The following is a 25,275-nucleotide window of genomic DNA, read 5'->3' on the forward strand; positions in this document are numbered from 1 at the left end:
CGGACAACAACTTCATGATCAACCCGGTCAGGCGGGGGGAGCCCGGGGGTTAGTGGCCTAGGAGGCGGTTGAACAGGGTGGCTGAGCGGGAGGGGTGGCCGGTTCGGGTTTCGGTGCGGTCGGCCGTCGTCATGATGCGGAGGCCGGCGTTGACCGCCAGCCAGCGCAGCGGTTCGGGCTCCCACCTCGGAGAGCGGTGGCCGACCCACGGCAGGGCCGTCAGGTCGGTACGCGCACCGCGGATCAGGTCGGCCAGCGTGCGGCCGGCGAGGTTGCTGGTGCCGACACCGTCGCCCACGTAGCCGCCCGCCCAGGCCAGCCCGCTGTCCCGGTCGAAGCCGACCGACGCGGCCCAGTCCCGGGCCACCCCGAGCGGGCCACCCCAGGTGTGCGTCACCGGCACGTCCGGGCCGAGCACCGGGAACAGCTCACCGAGCGTACGGCGCAGCGCGGCGAACACCCGCGGCTCCCGGTCGTACGCGGGGGAGACCCGGGAGCCGAAGTGGTACGGCGCGCCCCGCCCGCCGAAGGCGAGCCGCCCGTCGGCGGTCCGCTGGCCGTAGATGATGACGTGCCGGTGGTCGGAGAACGTCTCCCGGGCGGCCAGCCCGATCTCGGCCCACGTGGACGCGGGTAGTGGCTCGGTCGCCACCATCAGCGAGTAGACCGGCGCGACCGTACGGCGCTGACCGGGCAGCCCGGGCGTGTATCCCTCGGTCGCCCGGACCACCACCGGTGCCCGGACCGTCCCGGCCGGGGTCACCGCCGCGCCGGGCGCGATCCGGGTGACCGGCGTGCGCTCGTGGATCGTCACCCCGCGGCGTTCCACCGCCGCGGCCAGCCCGCGCACCAGCCGGGCCGGGTGCACCGCGGCGCAGTGCGGGGTGTACGTCCCACCGCGTACCCCCTCGGCGGCGCAGCGGCCGGCAGCCTCGCCGGCGTCGAGGAGCGCGAGATCGTCCGGTCCGAGGCCGAACTCCCGTGCCTCGGCCACCGCCGCACGGGCCCGCACCAGCTGCGGGCCGGTGCGGGCGAGCGTGACCGTGCCGCCGTACGCCCAGTCGCAGTCGATCCCCTCGGCCGCGACGACCCGGCCGACCTCGGCGACCGTGGCGTGCATGGTCCGCTGCATGGCGATCGCCGCGTCCCGGCCGTGCCGGCGGGCCAGCGCGGGCAGCGAGGTGGGGAACAGCGCCGAGCACCAGCCGCCGTTGCGGCCGGACGCCCCGTATCCGGCGATCTCCGCCTCCAGCACCACGATCCGCAGCGAGGGGTCGGCGGCGGCCAGGTAGTACGCCGTCCACAGCCCGGTGTAGCCCGCGCCGACGATCACCACGTCGGCGTCGGCGTCGCCCGGCAGCGGCGGGCGCGGTGTCAGCGCCTCGTCCACCGTGGAGAACCAGTACGACAGGTCCTGGTAGCGCATCACCACTCCGGAGGCGGCAGGTCGAAGCGGAGCGCCGGGTCGGGCTCCGGAGCGCCGAGGGACTCGACCACCGGCACGACGCCGGCCCAGACCGGGTGGTCCAGGTCCTCGTCGGGGTCGTCCGGCGGGCCGGCGCTGACCTTCACGGAGCACTCGGCGAGCGGCATCGCCAGCACCAGCGTGGCCGCGATCTCCTTCGCCGACGGCGGGCGGAGCCGCGCCCAGCGTCCGGGCAGCAGGTGCTCGGTGATCCGCTCCAGCGCGGCGAGCTTCGCCTCGTCGTCGACCGTGGCGGCCCGGCCGAGCACCATGGCGCAGCGGTAGTTCATCGACGAGGCGAAGGCGCTGCGGGCGAGCACCAGGCCGTCGAGCTGGGTGACGGTGAGGCAGGCCGGGGCCCCGGCGGCGAGGTGGCGGAAGAGCCGGCTGCCGGTGGAGCCGTGGACGAGGACCCGCTCGCCGTCGCGGGCGTAGCCGACCGGCACGGCGTACGGCTGGTCGCCGTCGACGATCGCCAGGTGGCCGACCCGGCCGGCGTCGAGGATGGCGTGCAGCGCCGCGCGGTCGTGCACCGCGAGGTCGGGCAGCCGGCGTACGCGGGTGCGTGCCGTCCGCCCGACCTCGTCGGTCCCGTGACCGCCGGGACTGTCGCCGCTCAGAGCCGGGACCATGCCTCGGTCAGGACGGACCGCAGGATCTGCTCGATCTCGTCGAACTGCTGCTGCTCGGCGATCAGCGGCGGCGCGAGCTGCACGACGGGGTCGCCCCGGTCGTCGGCACGGCAGTAGAGACCGGCCTGGAACAGCGCGGTGGAGAGGAACCCGCGCAGCAACCGCTCGGACTCCGCCTCGTCGAAGGTCTCCCGGGTGGTCTTGTCCTTGACCAGCTCGATGCCGTAGAAGTAGCCGTCGCCGCGGACGTCACCGACGATCGGCAGGTCGTGCAGCTTCTCCAGGGTGGACCGGAAGGCGTCCTCGTTGGCGCGGACGTGTCCGATGAGGTCCTCGCGGGCGAAGACCTCCAGGTTGGCCAGGGCCACCGCGCAGGAGACCGGGTGGCCGCCGAAGGTGACACCGTGGGCGAACATGCCGGTCTCGGTCAGGAACGGCTCCATCAGGCGCTCGCTGGCGATCATCGCGCCGAGCGGGGCGTACCCGGAGGTGATGCCCTTGGCGGTGGTGATGATGTCCGGCTGGTAGCCGTAGCGGACGGCGCCGAAGTACTCGCCGAGCCGGCCCCACGAGCAGATCACCTCGTCGGAGACGAGCAGCACGTCGTACGCGTCGCAGATCTCGCGGACCCGCTCGAAGTACCCGGGCGGCGGCGGGAAGCAGCCGCCGGAGTTCTGCACGGGCTCCAGGAAGACCGCGGCCACGGTGTCCGGCCCCTCGCGCTCGATGGCGCGGCCGATCTCCTCGGCGGCCCAGCGGCCGAACGCCTCGGGCGAGTCGCCGTGCTCCGGCGCCCGGTAGAAGTTGGTGTTCGGCACCTTGATGCCGCCGGGCACCAGCGGCTCGAAGTCGCTCTTGATGCCGGGCAGGCCGGTGATCGACAGCGCGCCCATCGAGGTGCCGTGGTACGCGATGTAGCGGCTGACCACCTTGTGCTTGTTCGGCTGGCCGGTGCGCTTGAAGTAGGCCCGGGCCAGCTTCCACGCCGCCTCGACGGCCTCGGAGCCGCCGGTGGTGAAGAAGACCCGGTTCAGGTCGCCGGGGGTCAACGAGGCGATCTTCTCGGCCAGCTCGACGGCCTTCGGGTGGGCGTACGACCACAGGGGGAAGTAGGCCAGCTCACCCGCCTGCTTGGCGGCCGCCTCGGCCAGTTCGGTCCGGCCGTGCCCGGCGTTGACGACGAAGAGTCCGGCGAGCCCGTCCAGGTAGCGGCGGCCCTGCGAGTCCCAGACGTACGCGCCCTCGCCGCGCACGATCGTCGGTACCTCGCCGGCGGAGTAGCTCGCCATCCGGGTGAAGTGCATCCAGAGGTGGTCGGTGGCGTTGGCCATGTCAGCCCCATCGGGTCTCGGGCCGGTAGGGGTGGACACCGGCCGCTCTGCCCACGGTTATCCCACAGCCGTGCGCCCGAAAGCAAGTGGTATCAGTCGTGAAGGATGACGATAGCGACGGATTCAGCGAGCACAGGTCCCTGGTGCAACGGATTCCGCATGACGTGGGTGCTGGCCGCCGCCCCGACGGGAGGCGCGGGTCAGGCGGTGCCCCACGTGTACGTCTGCTTGCGCAGCTTGAGGTAGACGAACGCCTCGGTGGACAGCACGCCCTCGACGGCCCGGAGCCGTTGCAGGATCTCCAGCAGGTGGTCGTCGTTGCGGCACACGACCTCGGTGAGCAGGTCGAACGACCCGGCGGTGATGACCACGTAGTCGACCTCCTCCAACTCGGCGAGGCGGTCGGCGACGGCCTCCAGGTCGCCGTTGGTGCGCAGGCCGATCATGGCCTGCCGGGGGAAACCGAGCTGGAGCGGGTCGGTGACCGCGACGATCTGCATGACGCCCGCGTCGAGCAGGCGCTGCACCCGCTGGCGTACCGCCGCCTCGGAGAGCCCGACGGCCTTGCCGATCGTCGCGTAGGGGCGCCGACCGTCCTCCTGGAGCTGCTCGATGATCTGCTTCGCCACATCGTCGAGCAGTGCGTGGCTGGCTCCGTCACGGACGGTGACCCGCCGTCCGCCGTTGCCGTTGTCGTTGTGCCGGTTCGTCATCGACCGCTCCCCATGCCGGATTCCGGGCCTGAGCCTAGTGCCACCGCGCAGTCTGGCGTATTTCGTCGTCCAGAGCTATTCCCGCAACGGAATCCCTTGTAAGGAAGGTCACCTCATGTCAGGATCAGTCGTCCACCGCGACCTGACCCTCCCGCCGGCGCGCCACCCCGTTCCCGCCGCCGACGAAGACCCCTTAGGAGTCGTCGTATGCGATCTCCCCTCCGCCCCCTTTCCCGACGTGGGCTGTTGACCGGCACTCTGGGTTCCGCAGCGCTGCTCGCCGCGGGTGGCTCGCTGGCCGGTTGTGGCACGAAGGCCGCGACCCAGACCGAGACCGGCTGCGTCAGCGACGACCTCTCCGGCACCGAGAAGACGCTGGCCTTCTCCAACTGGCCGCAGTACATGGACGTCGACGAGAAGGACGAGTCGAAGCGGCCGACCCTCGACGAGTTCGTGACCAAGACCGGCATCAAGGTCACGTACACCGAGGACGTCAACGACAACAACGAGTTCTTCGGCAAGGTCCAGAACCAGCTCGGCGCATGTCAGACCACCGGACGGGACATCGTCGTCCTCACCGACTGGATGGCGGCCCGGATGATCCGGCTCGGCTGGATCCAGAAGCTCGACAAGTCGAAGATTCCCAATGTCGAGGCCAACCTGCTCACGTCGCTGCGCAACCGCTCCTTCGACCCGGAGAGCCAGCTCGCCGTCCCGTGGCAGTCGGGCCTCGCCGGCCTCGCCTACAACGGCAAGGTGACCAAGGAGATCCGTACCGTCGACGAGCTGCTCACCCGCCCCGACCTCAAGGGCAAGGTGACCGCCCTGAGCGAGATGCGCGACACCATCGGGCTGCTGCTGCAGTCCAACGGACACGACCCGGCCAACTTCACCCCGGCCCAGTTCGACGACGCGCTGAACAAGCTCAAGAAGGCCGTCGACTCCGGTCAGATCCGCAAGTTCACCGGCAACGACTACGCCCCCGACCTGGCCAAGGGCGACATCGCCGCGTGCATCGGCTGGTCCGGTGACGTCATCCAGCTCGGCTTCGAGGACGAGAAGATCAAGTTCGTGGTGCCCGAGTCCGGCGTGATGCTCTGGTCGGACAACATGCTGGTGCCGAACAAGGCCACCCACAAGGCGAACGCCGAGCAGCTCATGAACTACTACTACGACCCGGTCGTCGCCGCGAAGCTCGCCGCCTACGTCAACTACATCTGCCCCGTCCAGGGCGCCCAGGCGGAGATGGAGAAGATCGACCCGGAGCTGGCCGCCAACCCGCTGATCTTCCCGGACGAGGCGATCCTGTCGAAGTCCAAGGTCTTCATGGCCCTGGACGAGAAGCAGGAGAAGGAGTACGACGCCAAGTTCCAGCAGGTAATCGGGGCGTGAGAAGCATGGGACACGACGCACCGGCCGGCGACCTGCGGCTGGCCGACCTCACCAAGCGGTTCGGCGTCTTCACCGCGGTGGACGATCTCAGCCTGACCATCCCGCAGGGTTCCTTCTTCGCCCTGCTCGGGGCGTCCGGCTGCGGCAAGACCACCACCCTGCGGATGATCGCCGGGCTGGAGGAGCCGACGAGCGGGCAGGTCCTGCTCGGCGACCGGGACATCGCCCGGCTGCGCCCGTACAAGCGGCCGGTGAACACCGTGTTCCAGTCCTACGCGCTCTTCCCGCACCTGAACATCTTCGAGAACGTGGCGTTCGGGCTGCGCCGGCGTGGCATCCGCTCGGTGGACGACGAGGTCCTGCGGATGCTGTCGCTGGTGCAGCTCGACGACTACGGCAGCCGCCGGCCCGCCCAGCTCTCCGGCGGCCAGCAGCAGCGGGTCGCACTGGCCCGCGCCCTGATCAACCAACCGCAGGTGCTGCTGCTCGACGAGCCGTTGGGCGCACTCGACCTGAAGCTGCGCCGGCAGATGCAGATCGAGCTCAAGCGCATCCAGACCGAGGTCGGCATCACCTTCGTGCACGTCACCCACGACCAGGAGGAGGCCATGACCATGGCCGACACGGTCGCGGTGATGAACGCGGGGCGCATCGAGCAGCTCGGTGCGCCGGCCGACATCTACGAGTTCCCGGCCACCGCCTTCGTCGCGAACTTCCTCGGCCAGTCCAACCTCCTCGCCGCCGAGGCCGCCGGGCCCGCCGGGGACGAGGTGCCGGTCTCGGCGCACGGCGGTCGCTTCTCGGTGCCCGTCGGCCGGGCACGCTCCGACCGGGGTCCGGTCTTCCTCGGCGTACGCCCGGAGAAGCTGCACCTGGCCGGCTCCGCCGACCAGGTCCCCGCCGGACACCAGCACGTCACCGGCACCGTCACCGACGCCTCGTACGTCGGGGTCAGCACGCAGTACCTGCTCCGCACGGCCTGGGGGAGCGAGCTGACGGTGTTCGTCGCCAACAGCGGCACCAACGGTCAGCTCGCACCGGGCACGCAGGCCGTGGCGTACTGGGACCCGCGGCACGCGTTCCTGCTGCCCCGCGAGCCGGGCGAGCACGACCGCACGACTCCGGTGCTCGACGAGCCGGTGGGCGCCAGCTCATGACCGCCCTCGCCCACGTGCCCACCGGGACCGGGCAGTCGGCGGCGCCACCGCCGGCGGCCCGGTCCGGGCGGCACCGCCTCCTGCCGTACCTGCTGCTCCTGCCCGGCGCGGCGTGGCTGCTGCTGTTCTTCGGCGTGCCGCTGCTGCAACTCGCCGCCGCGAGCCTCTACGACCCGAGCGGCTCGCTCTCCACCGGCTACGCGCTGACCTGGGCGTTCGGCAACTACCCGGACGCGTTGCAGGCGTACTGGCCGCAGTTCACCCGGTCGTTCCTCTACGCCGGCATCGCGCTGGTGCTGGCACTGCTGATGGGCTACCCGCTGGCGTACGCGATCGCGCAGAAGGCTGGCCGGTGGAAGAACCTGATGCTGGTGTGCGTGGTCGCGCCGATGTTCACCAGCTTCCTGGTCCGCACGCTGGCGTGGAAGACGATCCTGTCGGACAACGGCTGGCTCGTCGGGCTGCTGCGCGACGTGCACCTGCTCGGTGCCGACGGCCGGCTGCTCGCCACTCCCGTCGCGGTGATCCTCGGCCTGACGTACAACTTTTTGCCGTTCCTGGTGCTGCCGCTGTACGCGAGCCTGGAACGGCTGGACTTCCGGCTGCTGGAGGCGGCGAGCGACCTGTACGCAAGCCCGGTGCAGGCGTTCCGGCGGGTCACCCTGCCGCTGTCGATGCCGGGCCTGATCGCCGGGACGCTGCTGTTCTTCATCCCGGCCAGCGGCGACTACATCAACGCCGAACTTCTCGGCACCCCGAACGAGTACATGATCGGCAACGTCATCGACTCGGCCTTCCTGGTCCGGCTCGACTACCCGCAGGGCGCGGCGCTGTCGTTCCTGCTGATGGCGGCGATCCTCGCGGTGGTCTTCGTGTACCTGCGCCGGGCCGGCACGGACGAGGTGTTGTGATGAGGCTTTCCCGTTGGCTGGCCGACCGCTGGGTGATGGGCGTGGGCCTGCTGGTCCTCGGCTACCTGTTCCTGCCGATCGCCGTGGTCGCCGCGCTCTCCTTCAACCGCCCGTCCAGCCGCCTGTCGTACGACTTCAACGAGTTCACCCTGGACAACTGGCGGCAGCCGTGCGCCACCAGCGACATGTGCGACGCGGTGGTCCGCAGCGTGCAGATCGGGTTCATCTCCACCGTGGCCGCCACCGCGCTCGGCACGCTGATGGCGTTCGCCCTGGTCCGGCACCGCTTCCGCGGCCGGTCCGGCATCAACGTGCTGATCTTCCTGCCGATGGCGACGCCGGAGCTGGTGATGGGCACCTCGCTGCTCGCCCTCTTCGTCGCCGGTGGGGTGCAGCTCGGCTTCTGGACCGTGGTCATCGCGCACGTGATGTTCTGCGTGTCGTTCGTGGTGGTCACCGTGAAGGCCCGGCTCGCCGGCATGGACCGGCGACTGGAGGAGGCCGCGATGGACCTCTACGCCAACGAGTGGCAGACGTTCCGCCGGATCACCCTGCCGCTGGTGCTGCCCGGCATCGTGGCCGCCGCGCTGCTCGCGTTCTCCCTGTCGTTCGACGACTTCATCATCACCAACTTCAACTCCGGCACCACCGTCACGTTCCCGATGTACGTCTGGGGCGCCGCCCAGCGGGGCATCCCGCCGCAGGTCAACGTCATCGGTACGGCGATGTTCGTGATCGCTCTGCTGCTGGTCCTGGCCAGCTCGCTGCGCGGGCGACGGGCGAGCCGGGCCGCCCTCGCCGCACCCGTGGTCGCCGGGCAGGCCGGCGGGCGGTCGTGACCGGCTCCCATACCGGCCGGGCGCACGCGCTGGCGGACGCGGCGCCCGTGCCCTACTGGCTCGACCGTCCGGAACGCCCCGATCCGCTCCCGCCGTCCACCGGCCGGGCCGACACCGACCTGCTCGTCGTCGGGGGCGGCTACTCCGGGCTCTGGACCGCCCTGCTCGCCAAGCAGGACGACCCGGACCGGGACGTGCTGCTGGTCGAGGCCGGCACCTGCGGCTGGGCCGCCTCCGGGCGCAACGGCGGCTTCTGCGCCTCGTCGCTCACGCACGGCCTGGCCAACGGGGTCGACCGTTTCCCGGACGAGATCGACCAGCTCGAACGGCTCGGCCGGGAGAACCTGGACGCCATCGCCGCCACCGTGGCGGACCTCGGGATCGACTGCGACTTCGAGCGCACGGGTGAGCTGGCGGTGGCGGTCGAGCCGTACCAGCTCGACGGGCTGGCCGAGGACGCGGCGCTGGCCCGGCGGTACGGCCGCGACGTACGCCTGCTCGACGCCGACGAGGTGCGCGCCGAGGTGGACTCCCCGACGTACCTCGGTGGGCTCTGGGACCGTGACCGGGTCGCCATGCTCGACCCGGCGCGACTGGCCTGGGGCCTGCGCCGCGCCGCCGTCGACCTCGGTGTCCGGATCCACGAGCACACCCGGGTCACCGGTTTGCGCGCCGACGGCGCGGCGCTGCGGGCGGAGACCGCGGGCGGGCCCGACGCGATCCCCGGCTCGGTGCGCGCCCGGCAGGTCGTGCTCGCCACCAACGCCTTCCCGCCGCTGCTGCGCCGGCTGCGGGCCTGGCTGGTGCCGGTCTACGACTACGCGCTGATGACCGAGCCGCTGACCGACGCGCAGCGCACGTCGATCGGCTGGGCGAACCGGCAGGGGCTCGCGGACACCGGCAACCAGTTCCACTACTACCGGATCACCGGCGACGGGCGGATCCTCTTCGGCGGCTACGACGCGGTCTACCACTACGGCAACCGGGTCGCGCCGGCGCTCGAACAGCGGGACGCCACCTTCACCGCCCTCGCCGACCACTTCTTCACCACCTTCCCGCAGCTCGACGGCCTGCGTTTCAGCCACCGGTGGGGCGGCGTCATCGACACCTGCACCCGGTTCTGCCCGTTCTTCGGCACCGCGTACGACGGTCGGCTCGGGTACGCGGCCGGCTACACCGGCCTCGGGGTCGGCGCCACCCGGTTCGGTGCCCGGGTGATGCTCGACCTGCTCGGCGGCGAGGACACCCCGCTGACCCGCCTCGACCTGGTGCGCAGCAAGCCGATGCCGTTCCCGCCGGAGCCCGTCCGGGCCGCCGGCATCCATCTCACCCGCTGGTCGCTGGCCCGCGCCGACGCGCGGGACGGCCGGCGGAACCTGTGGCTCCGTACGCTCGACCGTCTTGGTTTGGGGTTTGATTCCTGATGCGCATCCTGCTCGTCGGCGCCGGCGGCGTCGGCTCCGCCGCTGTCGCCATCGCCGCCCGCCGTTCCTTCTTCGAGACCATGATCGTCGCCGACCACGACCTCGGCCGCGCGTCCCGTGCGATCGCCGACCACGACTCCCGCTTCGTCGCGGCGCAGGTCGACGCGTCCTCCGCGGACGCGGTCGCCGACCTCTGCCGCGCACACCGCATCACCCACGTCCTCAACGCCGTCGACCCGCGCTTCGTCATGCCGATCTTCGACGGCGCGTACGCGGCCGGCGCGGACTACCTGGACATGGCGATGTCGCTGTCCCACCCGCACCCCGACCGGCCGCACGCCGAGACCGGGGTGAAGCTCGGCGACGACCAGTTCGCCGTCGCCGACCGGTGGGCCGACGCCGGCCGGCTGGCGCTCTGCGGCATCGGCGTGGAGCCGGGCCTGTCCGACGTCTTCGCCCGGTACGCCGCCGACGAACTGTTCGGCGAGATCGACGAGATCGGGGTACGCGACGGCGCCAACCTCACCGTCGACGGGTACGACTTCGCGCCGTCGTTCTCCATCTGGACCACGATCGAGGAGTGCCTGAACCCGCCGGTCGTGTGGGAGGCCGGGCGGGGCTGGTTCACCACGCCGCCCTTCTCCGAGCCGGAGGTCTTCCACTTCCCGGAGGGCATCGGGCCGGTCGAGTGCGTCAACGTGGAGCACGAGGAGGTGCTGCTGATCCCGCGCTGGGTGAAGGCGAAGCGGGTCACCTTCAAGTACGGCCTGGGCAACGAGTTCATCGAGGTGCTCAAGACGCTGCACAAGCTCGGCCTCGACTCGACCGTGCCGGTCCGGGTGGGCGGCGTCCAGGTGTCGCCCCGGGACGTGGTCGCCGCCTGCCTGCCCGACCCGGCCACCCTCGGCGACCGGATGCGCGGCAAGACCTGTGCGGGCACGTGGGTCCGGGGGGTGGGCGTCGACGGGCGCCCGCGCGAGGTCTACCTCTACCACGTGGTCGACAACGAGTGGTCCATGCGCGAGTACGGCCACCAGGCCGTGGTCTGGCAGACCGCCGTCAACCCGGTCGTCGCCCTGGAACTGCTCGCCACCGGCGCCTGGTCCGGTGCCGGGGTGCTGGGGCCGGAGGCGCTGCCGCCGGTACCCTTCCTCGACCTGCTGAACAGCTACGGTTCGCCGTGGGGAATGGAGGAGCGGTGACCCGGTACGGCCAGATGTTCGGACCCGACGTGACCTTCCTCGGGGTGCCGCCCTGCACGATCTCCGAGCCGGTGACCTACGCGGACGCCGACGTCGTCATCGTCGGCGCCCCGTTCGACGGGGGCACGTCGCACCGGCCCGGGACCCGGTTCGGCCCGTCGGCCATCCGCCAGGCCTGCTACCTGCCGCACGACGGCTCCCGACCGTCCCTCGCGCTGCGCGTCGACGCGTTGCAGGACCTGCGCGTGTACGACGCGGGCGACGTCGAGATGTTCTCCGGCGACATCGAGCGATCGCTGTCCGCCCTGGAGGACGCCGTCTTCGCGGTGACGTCCGCCGGGGCGATCCCGGTGGTCCTCGGCGGCGACCACTCCATCGCCCTGCCCGACGCCACCGGGGTGGCCCGCCACCACGGGCTCGGGCGTGTGTCGCTCGTACACTTCGACGCCCACGCCGACACCGGGGACGTCGAGTTCGGCTCCCTGCACGGGCACGGCCAGCCGATGCGGCGGCTCATCGAGTCCGGTGCGGTACGCGGTGACCGTTTCCTCCAGATCGGCCTGCGCGGCTACTGGCCCGGCCCCGAGACGTTGCAGTGGATGGCGCAGCAGCGGATGCGCTCGTACGAGATGACCGAGCTGGTCTCCCGTGGCCTCGACACCTGCCTGACCGAGGCGTTCGGGATCGCCACCGACGAGTGCGAGGGAGTCTTCCTCTCCGTCGACGTCGACGTGGTCGACCCCGGCATGGCCCCCGGCACCGGCACCCCCGAACCCGGCGGCCTGACCTCCCGGCAACTGCTCGACGCCGTCCGCCGCGTCTGCTACGAGCTGCCCGTGGTCGGGGTGGACGTCGTCGAGGTCGCCCCACCGTACGACCACGCCGACATCACCGCCTACCTCGGCAACCGGGTGGTGCTGGAGGCGCTGTCCGCGATCGCGAGACGCCGCCGGGACGCGACGGGCGGCTCCCCGTGGAACCCCACCCAACCCCTCCTCGACAACCGCTGACCGAGGTTCCTGCCCGGAAGGAACTGCCCCGTCGGAGATCTGCCCTCAAGGGCCCCGACGGGGCAGCGTCGGGCATCGGTCGGGGCGGATACTCCACCTGTGCCAGCGTTCACGCCCAAGGAACCGTGGAAGACGAACCCGGGTCTGGCCGCGCTTCATGTGATCGTCTGGTACCTGGTCATCGTTGTCGCCTATTTCGCGATGGCACTCGCCCTGCCGGACGCTCGCGCCGAAGACTGCCAGGACACCTTCTGTTCCTCCCCGAGGACCGACGTGCTCTGGTTCGGCTTCATCTACGGCGTACCGGCCTTGCTGGTGGCATTGCTGATCAGCCTGGTGATCCTCGGTGTCCTCAGTAGCCGTCGTCCGCAGCGTCGAGCCGCCGCGGTGGGGTTGATCGCCGCCACGCCCGCCTTCGTCCTGCTGGCTGTCGCCGCTTGCGTCGCCGGTGGTACCCGATGACCGGCAACTCCCCGGAGGGCCCCGAGGACCCCTGGTGGCGGACCAGTCCCATCCTGGCGACGCTGGTGATGCTCGCCTGGTACGGCGTCCTCATCGGCGCCTTCCTCGCCGTGGTGCGCCTTGTCGACGACACCGTCGCCGAGGACTGCACCGGCTCCTGCCACTCCGATCAAGGGCAGGTGGTGCTGTTCGGGCTGTTCCTGGGCGTACCGGCGATGACCGTGGCGTTCCTGATCAGCGGTCTCATGCTCGTCCTGACGACGGCGCGGAGCCCGAGGCCGCGAGCGGTGTCCGCCGGCACCGCCGCCGCGACCCCGGCGATCGTCGCGGCCGTGCTGGTGCTGTGTGTGGGCGCCGAGTACCTGAACTAGCCGAGGTCAGGAAGCGGACGCCCGCCGGCACCTCCCGGGCCCGCAGTGCCCGCATCGAACCCCGTCCCTCCGGCGTGATCCGAAACATTCCTGTCGGCAACGCTGAACCGGCCGGTGCTCCCGACCCGTACCCGCTGGTACGAGATCGTCGGACGACGGGAGATGCGGTGAAGGTGCAGCGGAAGCACGTACTGGCGGCCGGTGTGGCGGCGGTCGCCGCGGCGGCGGTGGCGGTGGGCACCGGGCTGGGCTTCGCGGACACGGCGCCCGCGCGGGCCTCGGCCTGCACCGGGTCGGTGACCTTCTCCGCCGAGGGCGGGGCGCCGGCGGCGACCAGCAACCGTTTCCCGGTCGGAACGCGGCTGCGGGTGACGAACCTGGACAACAACCGGACGACGGAGGTCACGGTCGTCGGGCCGTCGGGCAGTTGCGTGCTGCTCAACACCGCCGCCATGGACCTGGTCCGCGAGCCTGGCAGGAACGTCGTCCGGCGCAACGTGGTCGAGGTGCTGAACGGCGCCCAGCAGCCCGGGCGCGACGCCACACCGCCGGATCCGGCGTCCACCCGCCCCGGCGCGGCCTCGCCCGGCGCCTCCGGCCCGGCACCCCGGTCGGTCTGTACGGGTGCGATCACCTTCTCGGCCGAGGCCGGCACGCCCGCCGCGACCAGTGGGCAGTTCCCGGTGGGAACCCGGCTGCGGGTGACGAACCTGGACAACCGCAAGACGGTGACCGTGACGGTGACCGGCCCGTCGGGCAGTTGCGTGCTGCTCAACGCGGCGGCGATGGACGCGATTCGGGAACCGGGTAAGAACCTCGTCCGCCGGAACACCGTCGAAGTGCTCCGCTGAGACGTTAGGAAGGGCCCCTTCTTATGCACCAGGCGTTAAGAAGGGGCCCTTCCTTTCACTGCATCAGGTGAAGGCGGCGTCGAGGATGTCCAGGCCGCAGGACAGTTCGTCGTCGGAGATGACCAGCGGCGGCAGGAACCGCAGCACGTTGCCGTAGGTGCCGCAGGTCAGCGTGAGCAGGCCGGCGGCGTGGCAGGCGGCCGACACCGCCGACGTGCGGGCCGGGTCCGGGGTACGGGTGCCGGGCTGGACCAGCTCCACGGCCAGCATCGCGCCCCGGCCGCGGACCTCGGCGACGACGCCGGTGCGCTCGGCGATCGCGCGCAGCCGGGGCACCATGGTGGCCTCGATCCGCCGGGCGGCGGCGACCAGGTCCAGCTCGTGCATCGTCTCGATGCTGGCGAGCGCCGCCGCGCAGGCGATCGGGTTTCCGCCGTACGTGCCGCCGAGGCCACCGACGTGCACCGCGTCCATCAGCTCGGCCCGCCCGGTCACCGCCGCGAGCGGCAGGCCACCGGCGATGCCCTTGGCCAGGGTGACCAGGTCCGGCTCGACGCCCTCGTGCTGGCAGGCGAACCAGTCCCCGGTCCGGCAGAACCCGGTCTGGATCTCGTCGGCCACGAAGACCACGCCGGCCGCCGTCGCCCACTCGCGCAGCGCCGGCAGGAACCCCGCCGCCGGTACGACGAAACCACCCTCGCCCTGGATCGGCTCGATCAGCAGTGCCGCGACGTTCTCCGCGCCGACCTGCTTCTCCACCATCTCGATCGCCCGCGCCGCCGCCTCGGGGCCGGACAGGCCGCCGTCGCGCAGCGGGTACGACATCGGCACCCGGTAGACCTCACCGGCGAACGGCCCGAACCGGTGCTTGTACGGCATGTTCTTCGCGGTCAACGCCATGGTCAGGTTGGTCCGGCCGTGGTACGCGTGGTCGAACACCACCACCGCCGGTCGCCCGGTCGCGTGGCGGGCGATCTTCACGGCGTTCTCCACCGCCTCGGCGCCGGAGTTGAACAGCGCCGAGCGCTTCTCGAAACCGCCCGGGGTCAGCGTGTTGAGCTGCTCGCAGACCGCCACGTACGACTCGTACGGTGCGACCATGAAGCAGGTGTGGGTGAAGCGTTCGACCTGCGCCCGGACGGCCTCGACGACACGTGGCGCGGAGTTGCCGACGTTCGTCACCGCGATGCCGGCGGCGAAGTCGATCCACTCCCGGCCCTCGACGTCGGTGATGGTGCCGCCGGACGCGTGGTCCACGTAGGACGGGATGACGCTGCCGACGCCACGCGCGACCGCCGCGCCCCGCCGCTTGTGCAGTTCCTCGGAGGATGACATGTGGCTCAGCCCTCTTTCGTTCGCGACTGCGGGGCTCGCAACCCCGGCTCACTCCTCGCGCTCACAGGTCAGCCCTCGATGTTGTGCATGACGTGCTTGATCCGGGTGTAGTCCTCCAGGCTGTAGACCGACAGGTCCTTGCCGTGCCCGGAGTGCTTGAACCCGCCGTGCGGCATCTCGGAGACGAACGGGATGTGCGTGTTCACCCACACGCAGCCGAAGTCGAGGCGACGGGTCATCCGCATCGCCCGGCCGTGGTCCTTCGTCCACACCGATGCGGACAGGCCGTAGTCGACGCCGTTCGCCCAGCGCACCGCCTCGTCCTCGTCCGAGAAGCGCTGCACGGTGATGACCGGGCCGAACACCTCGTCGCGGATGATCTCGTCCTCCTGGCGCACGCCGGACACCACCGTCGGGGCGTAGAAGTAGCCGCGCTCGCCGACCCGGGATCCGCCGGTCCGCAGGTCCGCGTGGTCCGGCAGGCGGTCCACGAAGCCGCTGACCCGGGCGAGCTGGTTGGCGTTGTTCAACGGCCCGTACAGCACGTCGGCGTCGTCGGGTGCGCCGGTCTTGGTGTTCCGGGCCTGCTCGGCGAGGGCCGCCACGAAGTCGTCGTGGATGCCGGGACCGGCCAGCACCCGGGTCGCCGCGGTGCAGTCCTGGCCGGCGTTGAAGTAGCCGCCCACCGCGATCGCCTCGGCCGCCGCCTCGATGTCGGCGTCGTCGAAGATCACCACGGGGGCCTTGCCGCCCAATTCCAGGTGCGTGCGCTTCAGGTCCGGCGCCGCCGCGGAGGCGACCTCCATGCCCGCGCGGGTCGAGCCCGTGATCGACACCATCTGCGGGGTCGGGTGGGAGACGAGCGTACGGCCGGTGTCCCGGTCGCCGCAGACGACGTTGAAGACGCCCGGCGGAAGGAATTCCGACGCGATCTCGGCCAGCAGCAGGGTCGACACCGGCGTGGTGTCCGACGGCTTCAGCACCACCGTGTTGCCGGCGGCCAGAGCCGGGGCGATCTTCCAGACCGCCATCATCAGGGGGTAGTTCCACGGGGTGACCTGGGCGCAGACACCGATCGGCTCGCGCCGTACGTAGGAGGTGTGCCCGGCCATGTACTCACCGGCCGAGCGACCCTCCAGCAGCCGCGCGGCACCGGCGAAGAACCGGAACTGGTCCACCGACGGGGGTAGCTCCTCGTCGGCGGTGAGCTGACGCGGCTTGCCGGTGTTGCGTACCTCCGCGTCGACCAGCTCCGCCGCGCGGGCCTCGACCGCGTCAGCGAGCTTGAGCAGCGCCTTCTGCCGTTCGCCCGGCGTGGCGTCCCGCCAGCTCTCGAAGGCCGTGGCGGCGGCCCGCATCGCCGCGTCCACGTCGGCGGCGCCGGAGACCGGCGCCTGCGCGAACACCTCACCGGTGCAGGGGTCGATCAGGTCGGCGTAGCCGCCGTCGGCCGGCTCGACGTACTCGCCGTTGACGAAGTTGCGCAGCTGCTGCTGGTCGCTCATGACGGGATCACTCCGAGGGGTTCCGGGGGTGCGGTCTGCGGCGGTTCTCGCAATGTGTATGCCATCTTCGCTACTGAATTCGCGGCAGACAAGGGCTGCGGCGACTGTTTCCGTCGACTCTTCCGTCGTCTACGCTGCTCGACGTGGAGCCCGTACCGTTCTTCGTCGCCTCCCGTCCCGTTCAGGGCGAGGGAGAGCTGACCGTCCACCACCCGTACGACGGGCGCGCTGTCGGTCGTACCACCCTCGCCAGCGCCGAGCAGGTCGAAGCGGCCGTCGCGGCAGCCGCCGGAGTGGCCGCGGAGGCCGCGGCCCTGCCCGCGCACGCCCGGGCGGCGGCCCTGGACCACGTCTCCCGGCGCCTCGCCGAGCGGGCCGACGAGGTCGCGGCACTGATCACCGCCGAGAACGGCAAGCCGGTCAAGTGGGCGCGCGCCGAGGTCGGCCGGGCCGTCTCGACCTTCCGCTGGGCGGCCGAGGAGGCGCGGCGCTTCTCCGGCGAGCTGCAACGCCTCGACACCGACCCGGCGGCCACCGGGCGGATCGCGCTGGTCCGCCGGGTGCCGAAGGGGCCGGTCCTGGGGATCTCGCCGTTCAACTTCCCGCTCAACCTGGTCGCCCACAAGGTCGCCCCCGCCATCGCCGTCGGCGCGCCCATCATCGTCAAGCCGGCCCCGGCGACCCCGCTGTCCGCGCTGCTGCTCGGTGAACTGCTCGCCGAGACCGACCTGCCGGTGGGCATGTTCTCGGTGCTGCCGCTGCCGAACGAGCGCGCCGCCGACCTCGTCGCCGACCCGCGGCTGCCGGTGGTGTCGTTCACCGGCTCCGGGCCGGTCGGCGCGGCCATCCGCCGCTCCGTCCCGGACAAGCACGTGACACTGGAACTGGGCGGCAACGCGGCGGCGGTCATCTGCGAGGACTGGAACACCGACTCCGACCTCACCTTCGCCGCCCACCGCATCGCGACCTTCTCCAACTACCAGGCCGGGCAGTCCTGCATCGCGGTGCAGCGGGTCTACGTGCACGAATGGCTCTACGACGCGTTCCTGCCCCGGCTGGTCGCCGCCGTCCAGGAGCTGCGGACGGGCGATCCGTCCTCCGAGCTGACCGACGTGGGACCGCTGGTGTCCGAGGCCGCCGCCGAACGGGTCGAGGCGTGGGTCGACGAGGCCGTCACCGCCGGCGCGACCATCGAGGTGGGTGGCCGGCGCGAGGGTGCCACGTACCCGCCCACCGTCCTCACCGGAGTTCCCGCCGACGCCAAGGTCTGCGCCGAGGAGGTCTTCGGGCCGGTGCTGGTCGTCGCCCGCGTCGAGAACGACCAGGCCGCGTTCGCGGCGGTCAACGACTCGGCGTACGGGTTGCAGGCGGGCGTCTTCACGCACCGGACGGACGTGGCGTTCGCGGCGCACCGGGCCTTGGAGGTGGGCGGCGTGATCGTCGGGGACGTGCCGTCGTACCGGGCCGACCAGATGCCGTACGGCGGGTTCAAGGGCAGCGGCGTCGGGCGAGAGGGCCTGCGCAGCGCGATGGACGACTACACCGACGTCCGGGTGCTCGTCCTCACCGGCGTCGAGCTGTAGCGGGATTAAGGAAGGGCACCCTTTTAACGCCTGGTGCATAGGAAGGGCCCCTTGTTAACGGGGGCACCGGCATGCGGCGCGTCACCAGGTCCCGTCGTCGCGAACCCGGGCCGGTGCGCGGCCCAGCAGCAGGTTGGTGAGGGCCGCGTCGATGTCCGCACCGAGGAACCACTCACCGGCCTGGTCCAGCGCGAAGATCCGGCCCTGCTCGTCCACGGCGATGATGCTGTCCTGCCGCTCGGTCCCGATGGGAAAGAGCCGTACGCCGAGCACCGCGCCGAAGTCGGCCAGCGTGTCGGCGGTGTGCGCGATCGTGTGCGGGCGGATGTCGAATCGGGAGATCCATACCTCCTCACCCGGCCCGAGACGCCCGCCCACCAGGCTCGGAAAGGCCGTGAGAGTCGTCATGACGGCGGGAAAGACAGAGTGTTGATGGGTCTGGCCCGGCACGGCCGTGACGTCTCGTACTCCTGCGGTGGCCAGGACCTCGTCCCCGAAGTGCGGCTGCCACCCGGCGGCGACGAGCGAGTTGGCGACGTCCGGTGGGAATCGGCCCGGGTCCGGGTCCGGCTGCGGCTCTGGGAACCACGGCTCGGTGTAGGCGCGGTCGGACCACGGCAGGACGTTGAACTGCACGAGGGCGTTGACGCACGAGTCGCAGGGCTGGTCGGACGGGCCGCCGTGCGGGTCGCCCGTTTCGCGGACCCGGAAGATCTCGAAGCGAGCGGCCCGGAACAGGGCTGTCGCGTCGGCCATGCCCATCGATTCGATGCCTTCGGCGGCACGGCGATGGTCGTACTCGTGCAGGACGTCCGAGACGACGATCAGTTCGGCGTGGCGGTCCCCGCCGCGGACGAGGTGGCCCGGTGGCAGGTTGTCGAGGTACCGGCGGACCAGCGGATGGTGGTTGACCTCGATGTCGCCCTTGGCGCCCTGCGCGCGGTACAACCGGCCGTCCACGCTGAGGTGGGCGGCCGTGGTCGGCGTGGGGAGCCGGCGGATCTCGCGGAGCAGTTGGCTGGTGGCGTCGACCGTGCGAGGCGCGGTCGGACCCTCCGGGCGGCTCCGGCGGTACATGCGTTCGACCTGCTCGACCGACACCCGGGGCCAGGTGCTCACCTCGCCGGTTCGCTTGTCGACCACAGTGGTCGGCAGGTCGCCGGGGACCGTCCGGACATCGGGCGACACGGAGGACGTGATGGCGAAGCCCAGGTCGAACTCGTCGACCGACGGGCGGCACTCGTAACCCAGACGCTGTGAATCCCGGCGGGCCCACACGGCGGCGAGCTGCTCGGCCTGCTGGCGGTCGATCACGAGGCTGAAACTACCGGACCCCAAGGGATTGTGGCGCCCGGTATGGTTCGCCCTACCGACGGTGACCGGGGAGGGTGACGTTGGCCGAGAACGTGGACCGGGACGCCAACCGTGCGCTGCGGGCGCGGTTCGACGACGTGTACGGGCAGTACCAGCGGTTACGGTCCGGACTGGACGAGCTGCAGACACGGTTGACCGAGCTGCGTGTGACCGAGCGGTCACCCGACGGGCGGGTGACGGCCGTCGTCGGGGCGCGGGGAGAGGTGATTCAGGTCGAGGTGAGCCCCGCGGCCTACCAGGAGCGGGACGCCAAGGGGCTGAGCCGCGCGATCACCGAGACGGTGCAGCGGGCCGGTGCCACGGCGGCGGAGGAGACCCGGCAACTGGTGGCCACCTACCTGCCGGGCGGGTCCGGGCCGGTGGAGTTCCTGCGTACCGGGGACTTCGCCTCCCTGCTCGGTCGGGCCGACGCGGCGCTGCGGCGGGGGGAGTGATGGACGGTCTACTGTGGCTCGATCCCGAGCGCGCCCGACGCGCCGGTGCCGACCTCTCGGCGGCGGGTGAGGCCTTCGTGGTGGCCCGGCATCGGGAGGGCGGCGCCATCGCGGCGGCCAGCGTCCAGCGGCCCTGGGGGAGGGACGACATCGGCGCGACCTTCGAGCAGCGGTATCGCGGCTTCGAGGAGGTCGTGCTCCGGGCCTGGGAGGGCGTGGGACGGCACCTGACCGGACTGGGCGCGGACGTCGTCCGCTCGGTCGAGGCGAACGTGCAGACCGACGCCGCCAGCGCCGGTCGCCTCGGCCAGGTGGCCGACCGGCGTTCCGAGCCCTGATCGGCGGAGGAGTCCGGGATGACCGTGCTGCCCAGTCCGATCCCACACCCGCTCGACTTCTCGCCCTGGGAGCTGCCCGGCTGGATCTACGAAGCCCTCGACTGGGTGGTCGGGGTCGAGTGGCCGGACGGCAACGAGCGTGCGGTCTGGGACCTGGCGGACCAGTGGTACGGGGTGGCCGCCGCCCTGGCCGGTCCACAGACCGACGCGGTCACCGCCGCGACCGAGGTCAGGAGTGGCTACGGCGGTGTCGGCGCGGTCGCCACGGCGTTCGACGAGGCCTGGCATCGGGTCGCCGAGGGCGACGACGCGCCGCTGCCGGTGCTGCTGGCGATCAGCACCGACCTCGGTCGCCTGGTCGAGGAGTGCGGCTGCGACATCGAGGGCGCGAAGCTCGAGGTCTGGATCGAGCTGGGCATCCTGGTGGTCGAGCTGCTCGGGCTCGCCGTGGCGACGGTGCTCACCGCCGGTGCCGCCTCACCGGCCGCTGCGGCGGCGATCGCCGCCACCCGGGCGATCGTGCAGCAGATCTTCAAGCGGCTCATGGCGCAGCTTGCACGGAAGGCCCTCAAGCAGGGGCTCAAGGAAGCCGGCGAGCGGGCGGCCAAGGAGGTCACGAAGGGCGGGATGCGCGGGCTGGCCCGGCGCGCCGCGGCCGGTGGGCTCTACGAGGCGGGCGAGGAGGCGGGGGTCAGCCTCGCGACGCAGGCGTACCAGAACTCGACCGGCCGCCGGCACGGCCTGGACCTCACGGAACTCGGCACCTCGGCCGTCGGTGGCCTGGCCGGTGGTGCCGTCGCACCGCTCGCCGGCCTGGGACGGCACGCCACCGGCCGGGGTGCCCGGATCGGGGAGCACGTCGGCCGGGAGATGACCGGCGAGGTGCTCGCCGAGCAGGCCGCGAGCCTCGCCATCGGGCAGGGACCGACGTCGCTGGAGGACGCCGCGCGCGCCGCCGCCTCCGGCGTCCGGGGTTCTGCCACGACGCAGGCCGACGCGGCGTTGCAGGCCCGGCTCGACGGCCGGATGAGTGCCCTGGCCGGTCTGCCCACGACACCGGCCGACCTCCGCGTCGCTCCATCTCCCGAGCTGTCGGCGCAGGGCGGCGGAGTGGTCGGAGCCGGTCCTGCGCTGGACGGCGGCATCCGCTCGACCGTGCCGCCCGGGCCCGACGTTGCTCCCGCGTCCCGTCTGCCCGAGCCCCCGCTCGTCGGGGACCCGCGCACCGTCCAAGCCGGGAGCACCAACACGCCCCAGCCCTCGGCCGTCGATCCGGTGGGTGCCGGCGTGCGCGGCGGGGACACGGCCGTCGGCCCGGACGCGACGCCCCTGGTCCCGCAGCAGCCGGGTCCAGCTGCGCCGCCCGATGCGCACACTGCCGTCCTGGCGTCGGTCGACACGCCGTCGACCACGTCGTCGCAGGGTGTGGTTGTCGCCGATGCGAACGTCACCTCGCCGTACCGTCCGTCGGACAACCCGACCCTCACCTCCGCCGCACCCGTGGCGCCGACGCCGAACGGCCCGGTCACCGCGCCCGCTCCGCCGACGGTCGACGGACTGTCGAGCGCCGCCGGTCCCACCGTGACGACGAGCGGCCCACCGACGAGCGGCTCCACCGCGTACCCGATCAACCCGACGGCCGGACCGACGGCGTTCCCGGCGACGGCCGGACCGACCGTGACGGCGGCGCCCTCGCCGCCGGTGCCGACGACGTCCGCGACCACGCCGACGGACACCCTCGGCACCGCCGCGCCGCGCCACCCGACCGAGGCGGTCACGCCGCGGACAGGCCTGGCCGCACCCGCGCCTCCGCCTCCGCCTCCGCCCCCGCTCCCGCCTCCGCCTCCGCCCCCGCCCCCGCCCGCGGATGCTGTCAGCGGGAGCAGCGGGGTCGGGATCACGCCGGCGTCAGGACGCGGCGGGGCCGACGCCCTCCGGCCGCGCACCCCCGAGTGGTACGCCGCGCAGTGGGCCGCCGACCGGGACGCCTTCGAACGGCGCCGCTACCGGGGCTACTACGAGTCCCAGCGGGAGCGACACGAGGAGAAGCGCCGGTTCCGGGAGGTCGCCCGGCTGAGGGCCCTGGCTGACGAGCACTACCGGCGTGCGCACGAGTTCGCGGCACAGGCGTTGCGCCTGCGCCGGGCGGGACTCGTCAGGGCTTCGCACGCCTGGCAGGAGGCCGCCGACGAGGCGACCCAGCAGTACGGCAAGCACTTCGACGAAGCAGAAGCGGTGCTCAGCGGCACCGTCACCCCTGTCGTCGTCGAGGTGGGGAAAGAGGACTTTCGGTCGATCAACGACGATGTCGGCGACCTCACCCTCGGGGCGGTCGACACGGGGAACCGCTCCGCCCTGACCGGTGACGACGACCCGCCGCCGATCGACCACTCCCGCCGGTACGGGGTCCGTGGCGGCCTGCGCCCGCCGTTGGCGCTGCACCAGACCGACGTGGAGCGGCAGATGCCACGGCACCCGGACGGCGGCGTCGTACGTACCGCCGATCCCCGCCGGGGCGGCTGGTTCCGGCTCATGAACGACGGTGGGCCGCAGGCCGATCCGACCCGGGGCATCAACTGCCTCGACTGCACGCTGTCGCTCTTCGACACGTGGGTGCACGGCCGGCCACGGGTGGCGGCTCCGCGCACCTTCGACGCGTACGAGAACGGCAACGTGACGCGCCCCCTCGACGGGGAGGCGAACGGACCGGCCCGGATCGAGGACGTCACCGGCGGACGTTTCCAACGCCTGTGCGCGCCCGGCGAGGGGAGGACGCGGGTCCACCCCAAGCACGCGCTGGACGCCGGATACCGGAACCTGCACGACCAGTTGGTCATCGGCGGGCACGGGAGCTTCGCGTTCGTCATCAACCAGTGGGAGGGCGGCGGCTCACACATCTGGGTCGCCCTGAACCAGAACGGCACCGTGCTCTACCTCGACCCGCAGTCGGGGGAGATTTCCGACAAGCCGCTGGGCGGCCACCGTGGTCACCCCCACGCACGGAACGCCATCGACGCCGACGTCCTGATCCTGGGGCCCGACGCCCGGCCGATGCCGCTGGCGGGATTGCGGCGTGGGTTGTTCAGCCAGCGACCAAACCTGCCGGAGTATCCCCCGGCGCGGGAGCACCAGGGGTACGGCGAGCCGTACCTGAACCGGATGCACCTGCTGGCCGGTCCGGGCTCCGCCGAGCCAACGCCACACGTATCAGATGCCGGGCCCTCGGGACTTCCTGAGAGCCGTCCGGATCCCGCTGGACGGTCGCTCTCGCATGGGAGGAGCGGCCATCAGACCAGGGATGTCCTGATGGCCAGGGCAAGCCTCGATGAAGCATTGGCAGCCGGGGGTGGCCCCATTGAATGGGCGGCGCAGTTGAAGCCCTCGACGGTCCGGACGCTGGCACCGTCCCTGAACGAAGCAGATGCCCAACAACTTGTTCGGTTCTTTCGGGAGCCGCAGGTGCAGCGGATGCTCGACAGGTGCTGGCAGGAACGGCTTCCGGGTGAGCCGGGGCTGGCTTCGACATTGATCTGGGCGTCGGTGGGAAGGCCCGATCTCGTTCGGGTGATGCTGAGGACTCCGGAACTTCTTGAGTCGTTGACAGCAAGGCCTGTGACTTTTGAGCACCTTGCGGAGCAGGGGCGGGCGGTAGCTGTCCTCGGCGAGGTTCTCGATGAAATCGAGCGGCGGGGTGTGGACGCGGTAGCGCAAGAAGTTGTCCCAGGGGCGCGTCCCGTACTCCTCGCGGACTGGCAGCGGGAGATCAGCGAGCGGCTGGCGGTATTCGGACGATCACCCGTTCAGGCAGGCTTTGATACGTCCCGGCGTCATGATGATCTCTACCGCTCAGAGTACGTCCGTACGCTCTATGTGGCTGCCGTTGAGGCTCAGCAGCAGTTGAATCACATCGCCCGCAAGCTCGCCGGTGAACGCGGCAAGCCAGGCTGGCGGGTCAAGCCCAAGGACCGCGACCGGGTGGGAGACAAGCTTCTCGAGTACGACGACGACGCCTCCAGGCTCAAGGATCTAGCGGCGGCGAAGGTTGAGTTCCTCCGAATGGATGATGTCTACCGTGCCTTGCTGGAGTTGGACGGGGAACGCGATGTTGTCGTTGTAGGCATCAAGGACCGCTTTCTCAAGCCCCAGAAGAGTGGCTATCGGGACGTGCTCCTCAACCTGGAACTGGCCAACGGGCACATCGGTGAACTTCGCCTCCACCTGGCGGGCGTGGAGGAGGTAGCCAGGTGGGAGCACGCTCTGTACCAGGTTCGGCGTGACCTCGACTCGTTGGCCGGAGGCCAAGATCGCCCTCTGAGCTCTGGCGAGCGCGCTTTGCGTAACGCCTTGACCCGTCGCGGGCGGGAGGCCTATCAGCAGGCGCTGGACGATAGTGGAGTGGAGCAACGACATGAATGACATTTCTGCCGATCTGGTTCTCCCTGCCTTCTTCAGCTACTACGAGTCGCCGGTCAAACTGGTCGAGACGATGGACAGCGGCGTCGTCGCCTTCCGTCTCTCGAAGGACACGGGCGGCTGGGTCGCGGCCAACGACCTCATCGACAAATTACTCCTAGGTGGCGGCGACGAAACCGAGGAGCTGACCGTGGACGAATTCATACAGTTGACGGAGCATGATCGTGGCTACTACCTCCGTGGCGAGGGCCCCGTGTACGCGCTGTATGAGACAGTCCGAGCAATCAGGGAGACCCAGGCCCGCGAGCGGCGCCGGCCCACACCGACGGAGGTGGCTCTGATCGCGGGAATCCAACGCAGAACCTTCGCAATGTTCGAGGAGATGCTCGAGCAGGATGGTGACCCTGCGGCGGATCCGAACCTCGCTGAACGCGGCCAGTGAGCAGTGCCCAGGAAGGACGCTACGACGGATGGTGGTTGTCGAGAAACGGCCTTACCGCCAGTTGGGCCGCGGCCATCGCTGCGCGTTTCGC

Annotated in this window: 22 protein-coding genes; 15 read left to right on the plus strand and 7 right to left on the minus strand. The window is 71.3% G+C overall.

The window, feature by feature from the left end; translation table 11 throughout:
* Positions 1–49 precede the first annotated feature (49 nt).
* The 4 genes from ACTMSW_RS01770 to ACTMSW_RS01785 form a co-directional block, all read right to left on the minus strand.
* The gene (locus ACTMSW_RS01770; protein ID WP_441178632.1) at positions 50–1,426 is read right to left on the minus strand and encodes an NAD(P)/FAD-dependent oxidoreductase; all 1,377 of its coding nucleotides are present in this window, start codon (positions 1,424–1,426) and stop codon (positions 50–52) included.
* Positions 1,426–2,097 carry a pyridoxamine 5'-phosphate oxidase family protein gene (locus tag ACTMSW_RS01775; protein WP_441178633.1) on the minus strand — a complete coding sequence of 224 codons (672 nt, stop codon included), beginning with the start codon at positions 2,095–2,097 and terminating at the stop codon, positions 1,426–1,428. Before ACTMSW_RS01775 ends, ACTMSW_RS01770 begins: the two co-directional genes overlap by 1 nt.
* Positions 2,082–3,428, minus strand: coding sequence for an aspartate aminotransferase family protein (locus ACTMSW_RS01780; RefSeq protein ID WP_441178634.1), 1,347 nt, complete (start codon positions 3,426–3,428; stop codon positions 2,082–2,084). Before ACTMSW_RS01780 ends, ACTMSW_RS01775 begins: the two co-directional genes overlap by 16 nt.
* Before the next feature lie 200 nt (positions 3,429–3,628).
* Positions 3,629–4,141 carry an Lrp/AsnC family transcriptional regulator gene (locus tag ACTMSW_RS01785; protein WP_441178635.1) on the minus strand — a complete coding sequence of 171 codons (513 nt, stop codon included), beginning with the start codon at positions 4,139–4,141 and terminating at the stop codon, positions 3,629–3,631.
* 246 nt (positions 4,142–4,387) lie between these two features.
* Between ACTMSW_RS01785 and ACTMSW_RS01790 the strand changes: the two genes are divergently transcribed.
* The 10 genes from ACTMSW_RS01790 (at position 4,388) to ACTMSW_RS01835 (ending at position 13,760) form a co-directional block, all read left to right on the plus strand.
* Positions 4,388–5,533, plus strand: a complete 1,146-nt coding sequence (locus ACTMSW_RS01790) for a polyamine ABC transporter substrate-binding protein (RefSeq protein WP_441178636.1) — start codon at positions 4,388–4,390, stop codon at positions 5,531–5,533.
* Positions 5,534–5,538: 5 nt separating this feature from the next.
* Positions 5,539–6,690 carry an ABC transporter ATP-binding protein gene (locus ACTMSW_RS01795; RefSeq protein WP_441178637.1) on the plus strand — a complete coding sequence of 384 codons (1,152 nt, stop codon included), beginning with the start codon at positions 5,539–5,541 and terminating at the stop codon, positions 6,688–6,690.
* Entirely contained in the window at positions 6,687–7,601 is a 915-nt protein-coding gene (locus ACTMSW_RS01800; RefSeq protein ID WP_441178638.1) for an ABC transporter permease, read from the plus strand. The genes ACTMSW_RS01795 and ACTMSW_RS01800 overlap by 4 nt, the downstream gene beginning before the upstream one ends.
* Positions 7,601–8,440 carry an ABC transporter permease gene (locus ACTMSW_RS01805; protein WP_441178639.1) on the plus strand — a complete coding sequence of 280 codons (840 nt, stop codon included), beginning with the start codon at positions 7,601–7,603 and terminating at the stop codon, positions 8,438–8,440. The genes ACTMSW_RS01800 and ACTMSW_RS01805 overlap by 1 nt, the downstream gene beginning before the upstream one ends.
* Positions 8,437–9,864, plus strand: a complete 1,428-nt coding sequence (locus tag ACTMSW_RS01810; protein ID WP_441178640.1) for an NAD(P)/FAD-dependent oxidoreductase — start codon at positions 8,437–8,439, stop codon at positions 9,862–9,864. Before ACTMSW_RS01805 ends, ACTMSW_RS01810 begins: the two co-directional genes overlap by 4 nt.
* Complete coding sequence (locus ACTMSW_RS01815; protein ID WP_441178641.1) at positions 9,864–11,066, plus strand: saccharopine dehydrogenase family protein; 1,203 nt, start codon at positions 9,864–9,866, stop codon at positions 11,064–11,066. The genes ACTMSW_RS01810 and ACTMSW_RS01815 overlap by 1 nt, the downstream gene beginning before the upstream one ends.
* The gene (gene speB, locus ACTMSW_RS01820) at positions 11,063–12,076 is read left to right on the plus strand and encodes an agmatinase (protein ID WP_441178642.1); all 1,014 of its coding nucleotides are present in this window, start codon (positions 11,063–11,065) and stop codon (positions 12,074–12,076) included. Before ACTMSW_RS01815 ends, speB begins: the two co-directional genes overlap by 4 nt.
* 99 nt (positions 12,077–12,175) lie before the next feature.
* On the plus strand, positions 12,176–12,538 hold the full coding sequence (locus ACTMSW_RS01825; protein ID WP_441178643.1) for a hypothetical protein: 363 nt from the start codon (positions 12,176–12,178) through the stop codon (positions 12,536–12,538).
* Complete coding sequence (locus tag ACTMSW_RS01830; RefSeq protein ID WP_441178644.1) at positions 12,535–12,909, plus strand: hypothetical protein; 375 nt, start codon at positions 12,535–12,537, stop codon at positions 12,907–12,909. Before ACTMSW_RS01825 ends, ACTMSW_RS01830 begins: the two co-directional genes overlap by 4 nt.
* Positions 12,910–13,076: 167 nt before the next feature.
* Complete coding sequence (locus ACTMSW_RS01835) at positions 13,077–13,760, plus strand: hypothetical protein (RefSeq protein WP_441178645.1); 684 nt, start codon at positions 13,077–13,079, stop codon at positions 13,758–13,760.
* A 63-nt stretch (positions 13,761–13,823) separates the two neighbouring features.
* Here the strand turns inward: ACTMSW_RS01835 and gabT are convergent, their stop codons facing one another.
* Together gabT and ACTMSW_RS01845 are read right to left on the minus strand one after the other, a co-directional pair.
* Positions 13,824–15,095, minus strand: coding sequence for a 4-aminobutyrate--2-oxoglutarate transaminase (gabT, locus tag ACTMSW_RS01840; protein ID WP_441178646.1), 1,272 nt, complete (start codon positions 15,093–15,095; stop codon positions 13,824–13,826).
* A gap of 68 nt (positions 15,096–15,163) precedes the next feature.
* Positions 15,164–16,600, minus strand: a complete 1,437-nt coding sequence (locus ACTMSW_RS01845; RefSeq protein WP_441178647.1) for a gamma-aminobutyraldehyde dehydrogenase — start codon at positions 16,598–16,600, stop codon at positions 15,164–15,166.
* A gap of 143 nt (positions 16,601–16,743) precedes the next feature.
* On the opposite strand from ACTMSW_RS01845, the gene ACTMSW_RS01850 reads away from it, so the two are divergent.
* Positions 16,744–18,183: an aldehyde dehydrogenase family protein gene (locus ACTMSW_RS01850; protein WP_441178648.1), complete on the plus strand. Its 1,440-nt coding sequence runs from the start codon at positions 16,744–16,746 to the stop codon at positions 18,181–18,183.
* Positions 18,184–18,264: 81 nt separating this feature from the next.
* Here the strand turns inward: ACTMSW_RS01850 and ACTMSW_RS01855 are convergent, their stop codons facing one another.
* Positions 18,265–19,497, minus strand: coding sequence for an SUKH-3 domain-containing protein (locus ACTMSW_RS01855; protein ID WP_441178649.1), 1,233 nt, complete (start codon positions 19,495–19,497; stop codon positions 18,265–18,267).
* A gap of 74 nt (positions 19,498–19,571) precedes the next feature.
* Here ACTMSW_RS01855 and ACTMSW_RS01860 point away from each other — a divergent pair, with 74 nt between their 5' ends.
* The 4 genes from ACTMSW_RS01860 to ACTMSW_RS01875 are packed head-to-tail and all read left to right on the plus strand — an operon-like array spanning position 19,572 to position 25,184.
* Positions 19,572–19,991 carry a YbaB/EbfC family nucleoid-associated protein gene (locus ACTMSW_RS01860; RefSeq protein WP_441178650.1) on the plus strand — a complete coding sequence of 140 codons (420 nt, stop codon included), beginning with the start codon at positions 19,572–19,574 and terminating at the stop codon, positions 19,989–19,991.
* Positions 19,991–20,329: a hypothetical protein gene (locus ACTMSW_RS01865; protein ID WP_441178651.1), complete on the plus strand. Its 339-nt coding sequence runs from the start codon at positions 19,991–19,993 to the stop codon at positions 20,327–20,329. The genes ACTMSW_RS01860 and ACTMSW_RS01865 overlap by 1 nt, the downstream gene beginning before the upstream one ends.
* Positions 20,330–20,347: 18 nt before the next feature.
* On the plus strand, positions 20,348–24,745 hold the full coding sequence (locus tag ACTMSW_RS01870) for a toxin glutamine deamidase domain-containing protein (protein ID WP_441178652.1): 4,398 nt from the start codon (positions 20,348–20,350) through the stop codon (positions 24,743–24,745).
* The gene (locus tag ACTMSW_RS01875) at positions 24,738–25,184 is read left to right on the plus strand and encodes a hypothetical protein (RefSeq protein ID WP_441178653.1); all 447 of its coding nucleotides are present in this window, start codon (positions 24,738–24,740) and stop codon (positions 25,182–25,184) included. Before ACTMSW_RS01870 ends, ACTMSW_RS01875 begins: the two co-directional genes overlap by 8 nt.
* Positions 25,185–25,275 lie beyond the last annotated feature (91 nt).

The sequence above is a fragment of the Micromonospora sp. BQ11 genome, assembly GCF_052068135.1.
Classification (GTDB): domain Bacteria; phylum Actinomycetota; class Actinomycetes; order Mycobacteriales; family Micromonosporaceae; genus Micromonospora.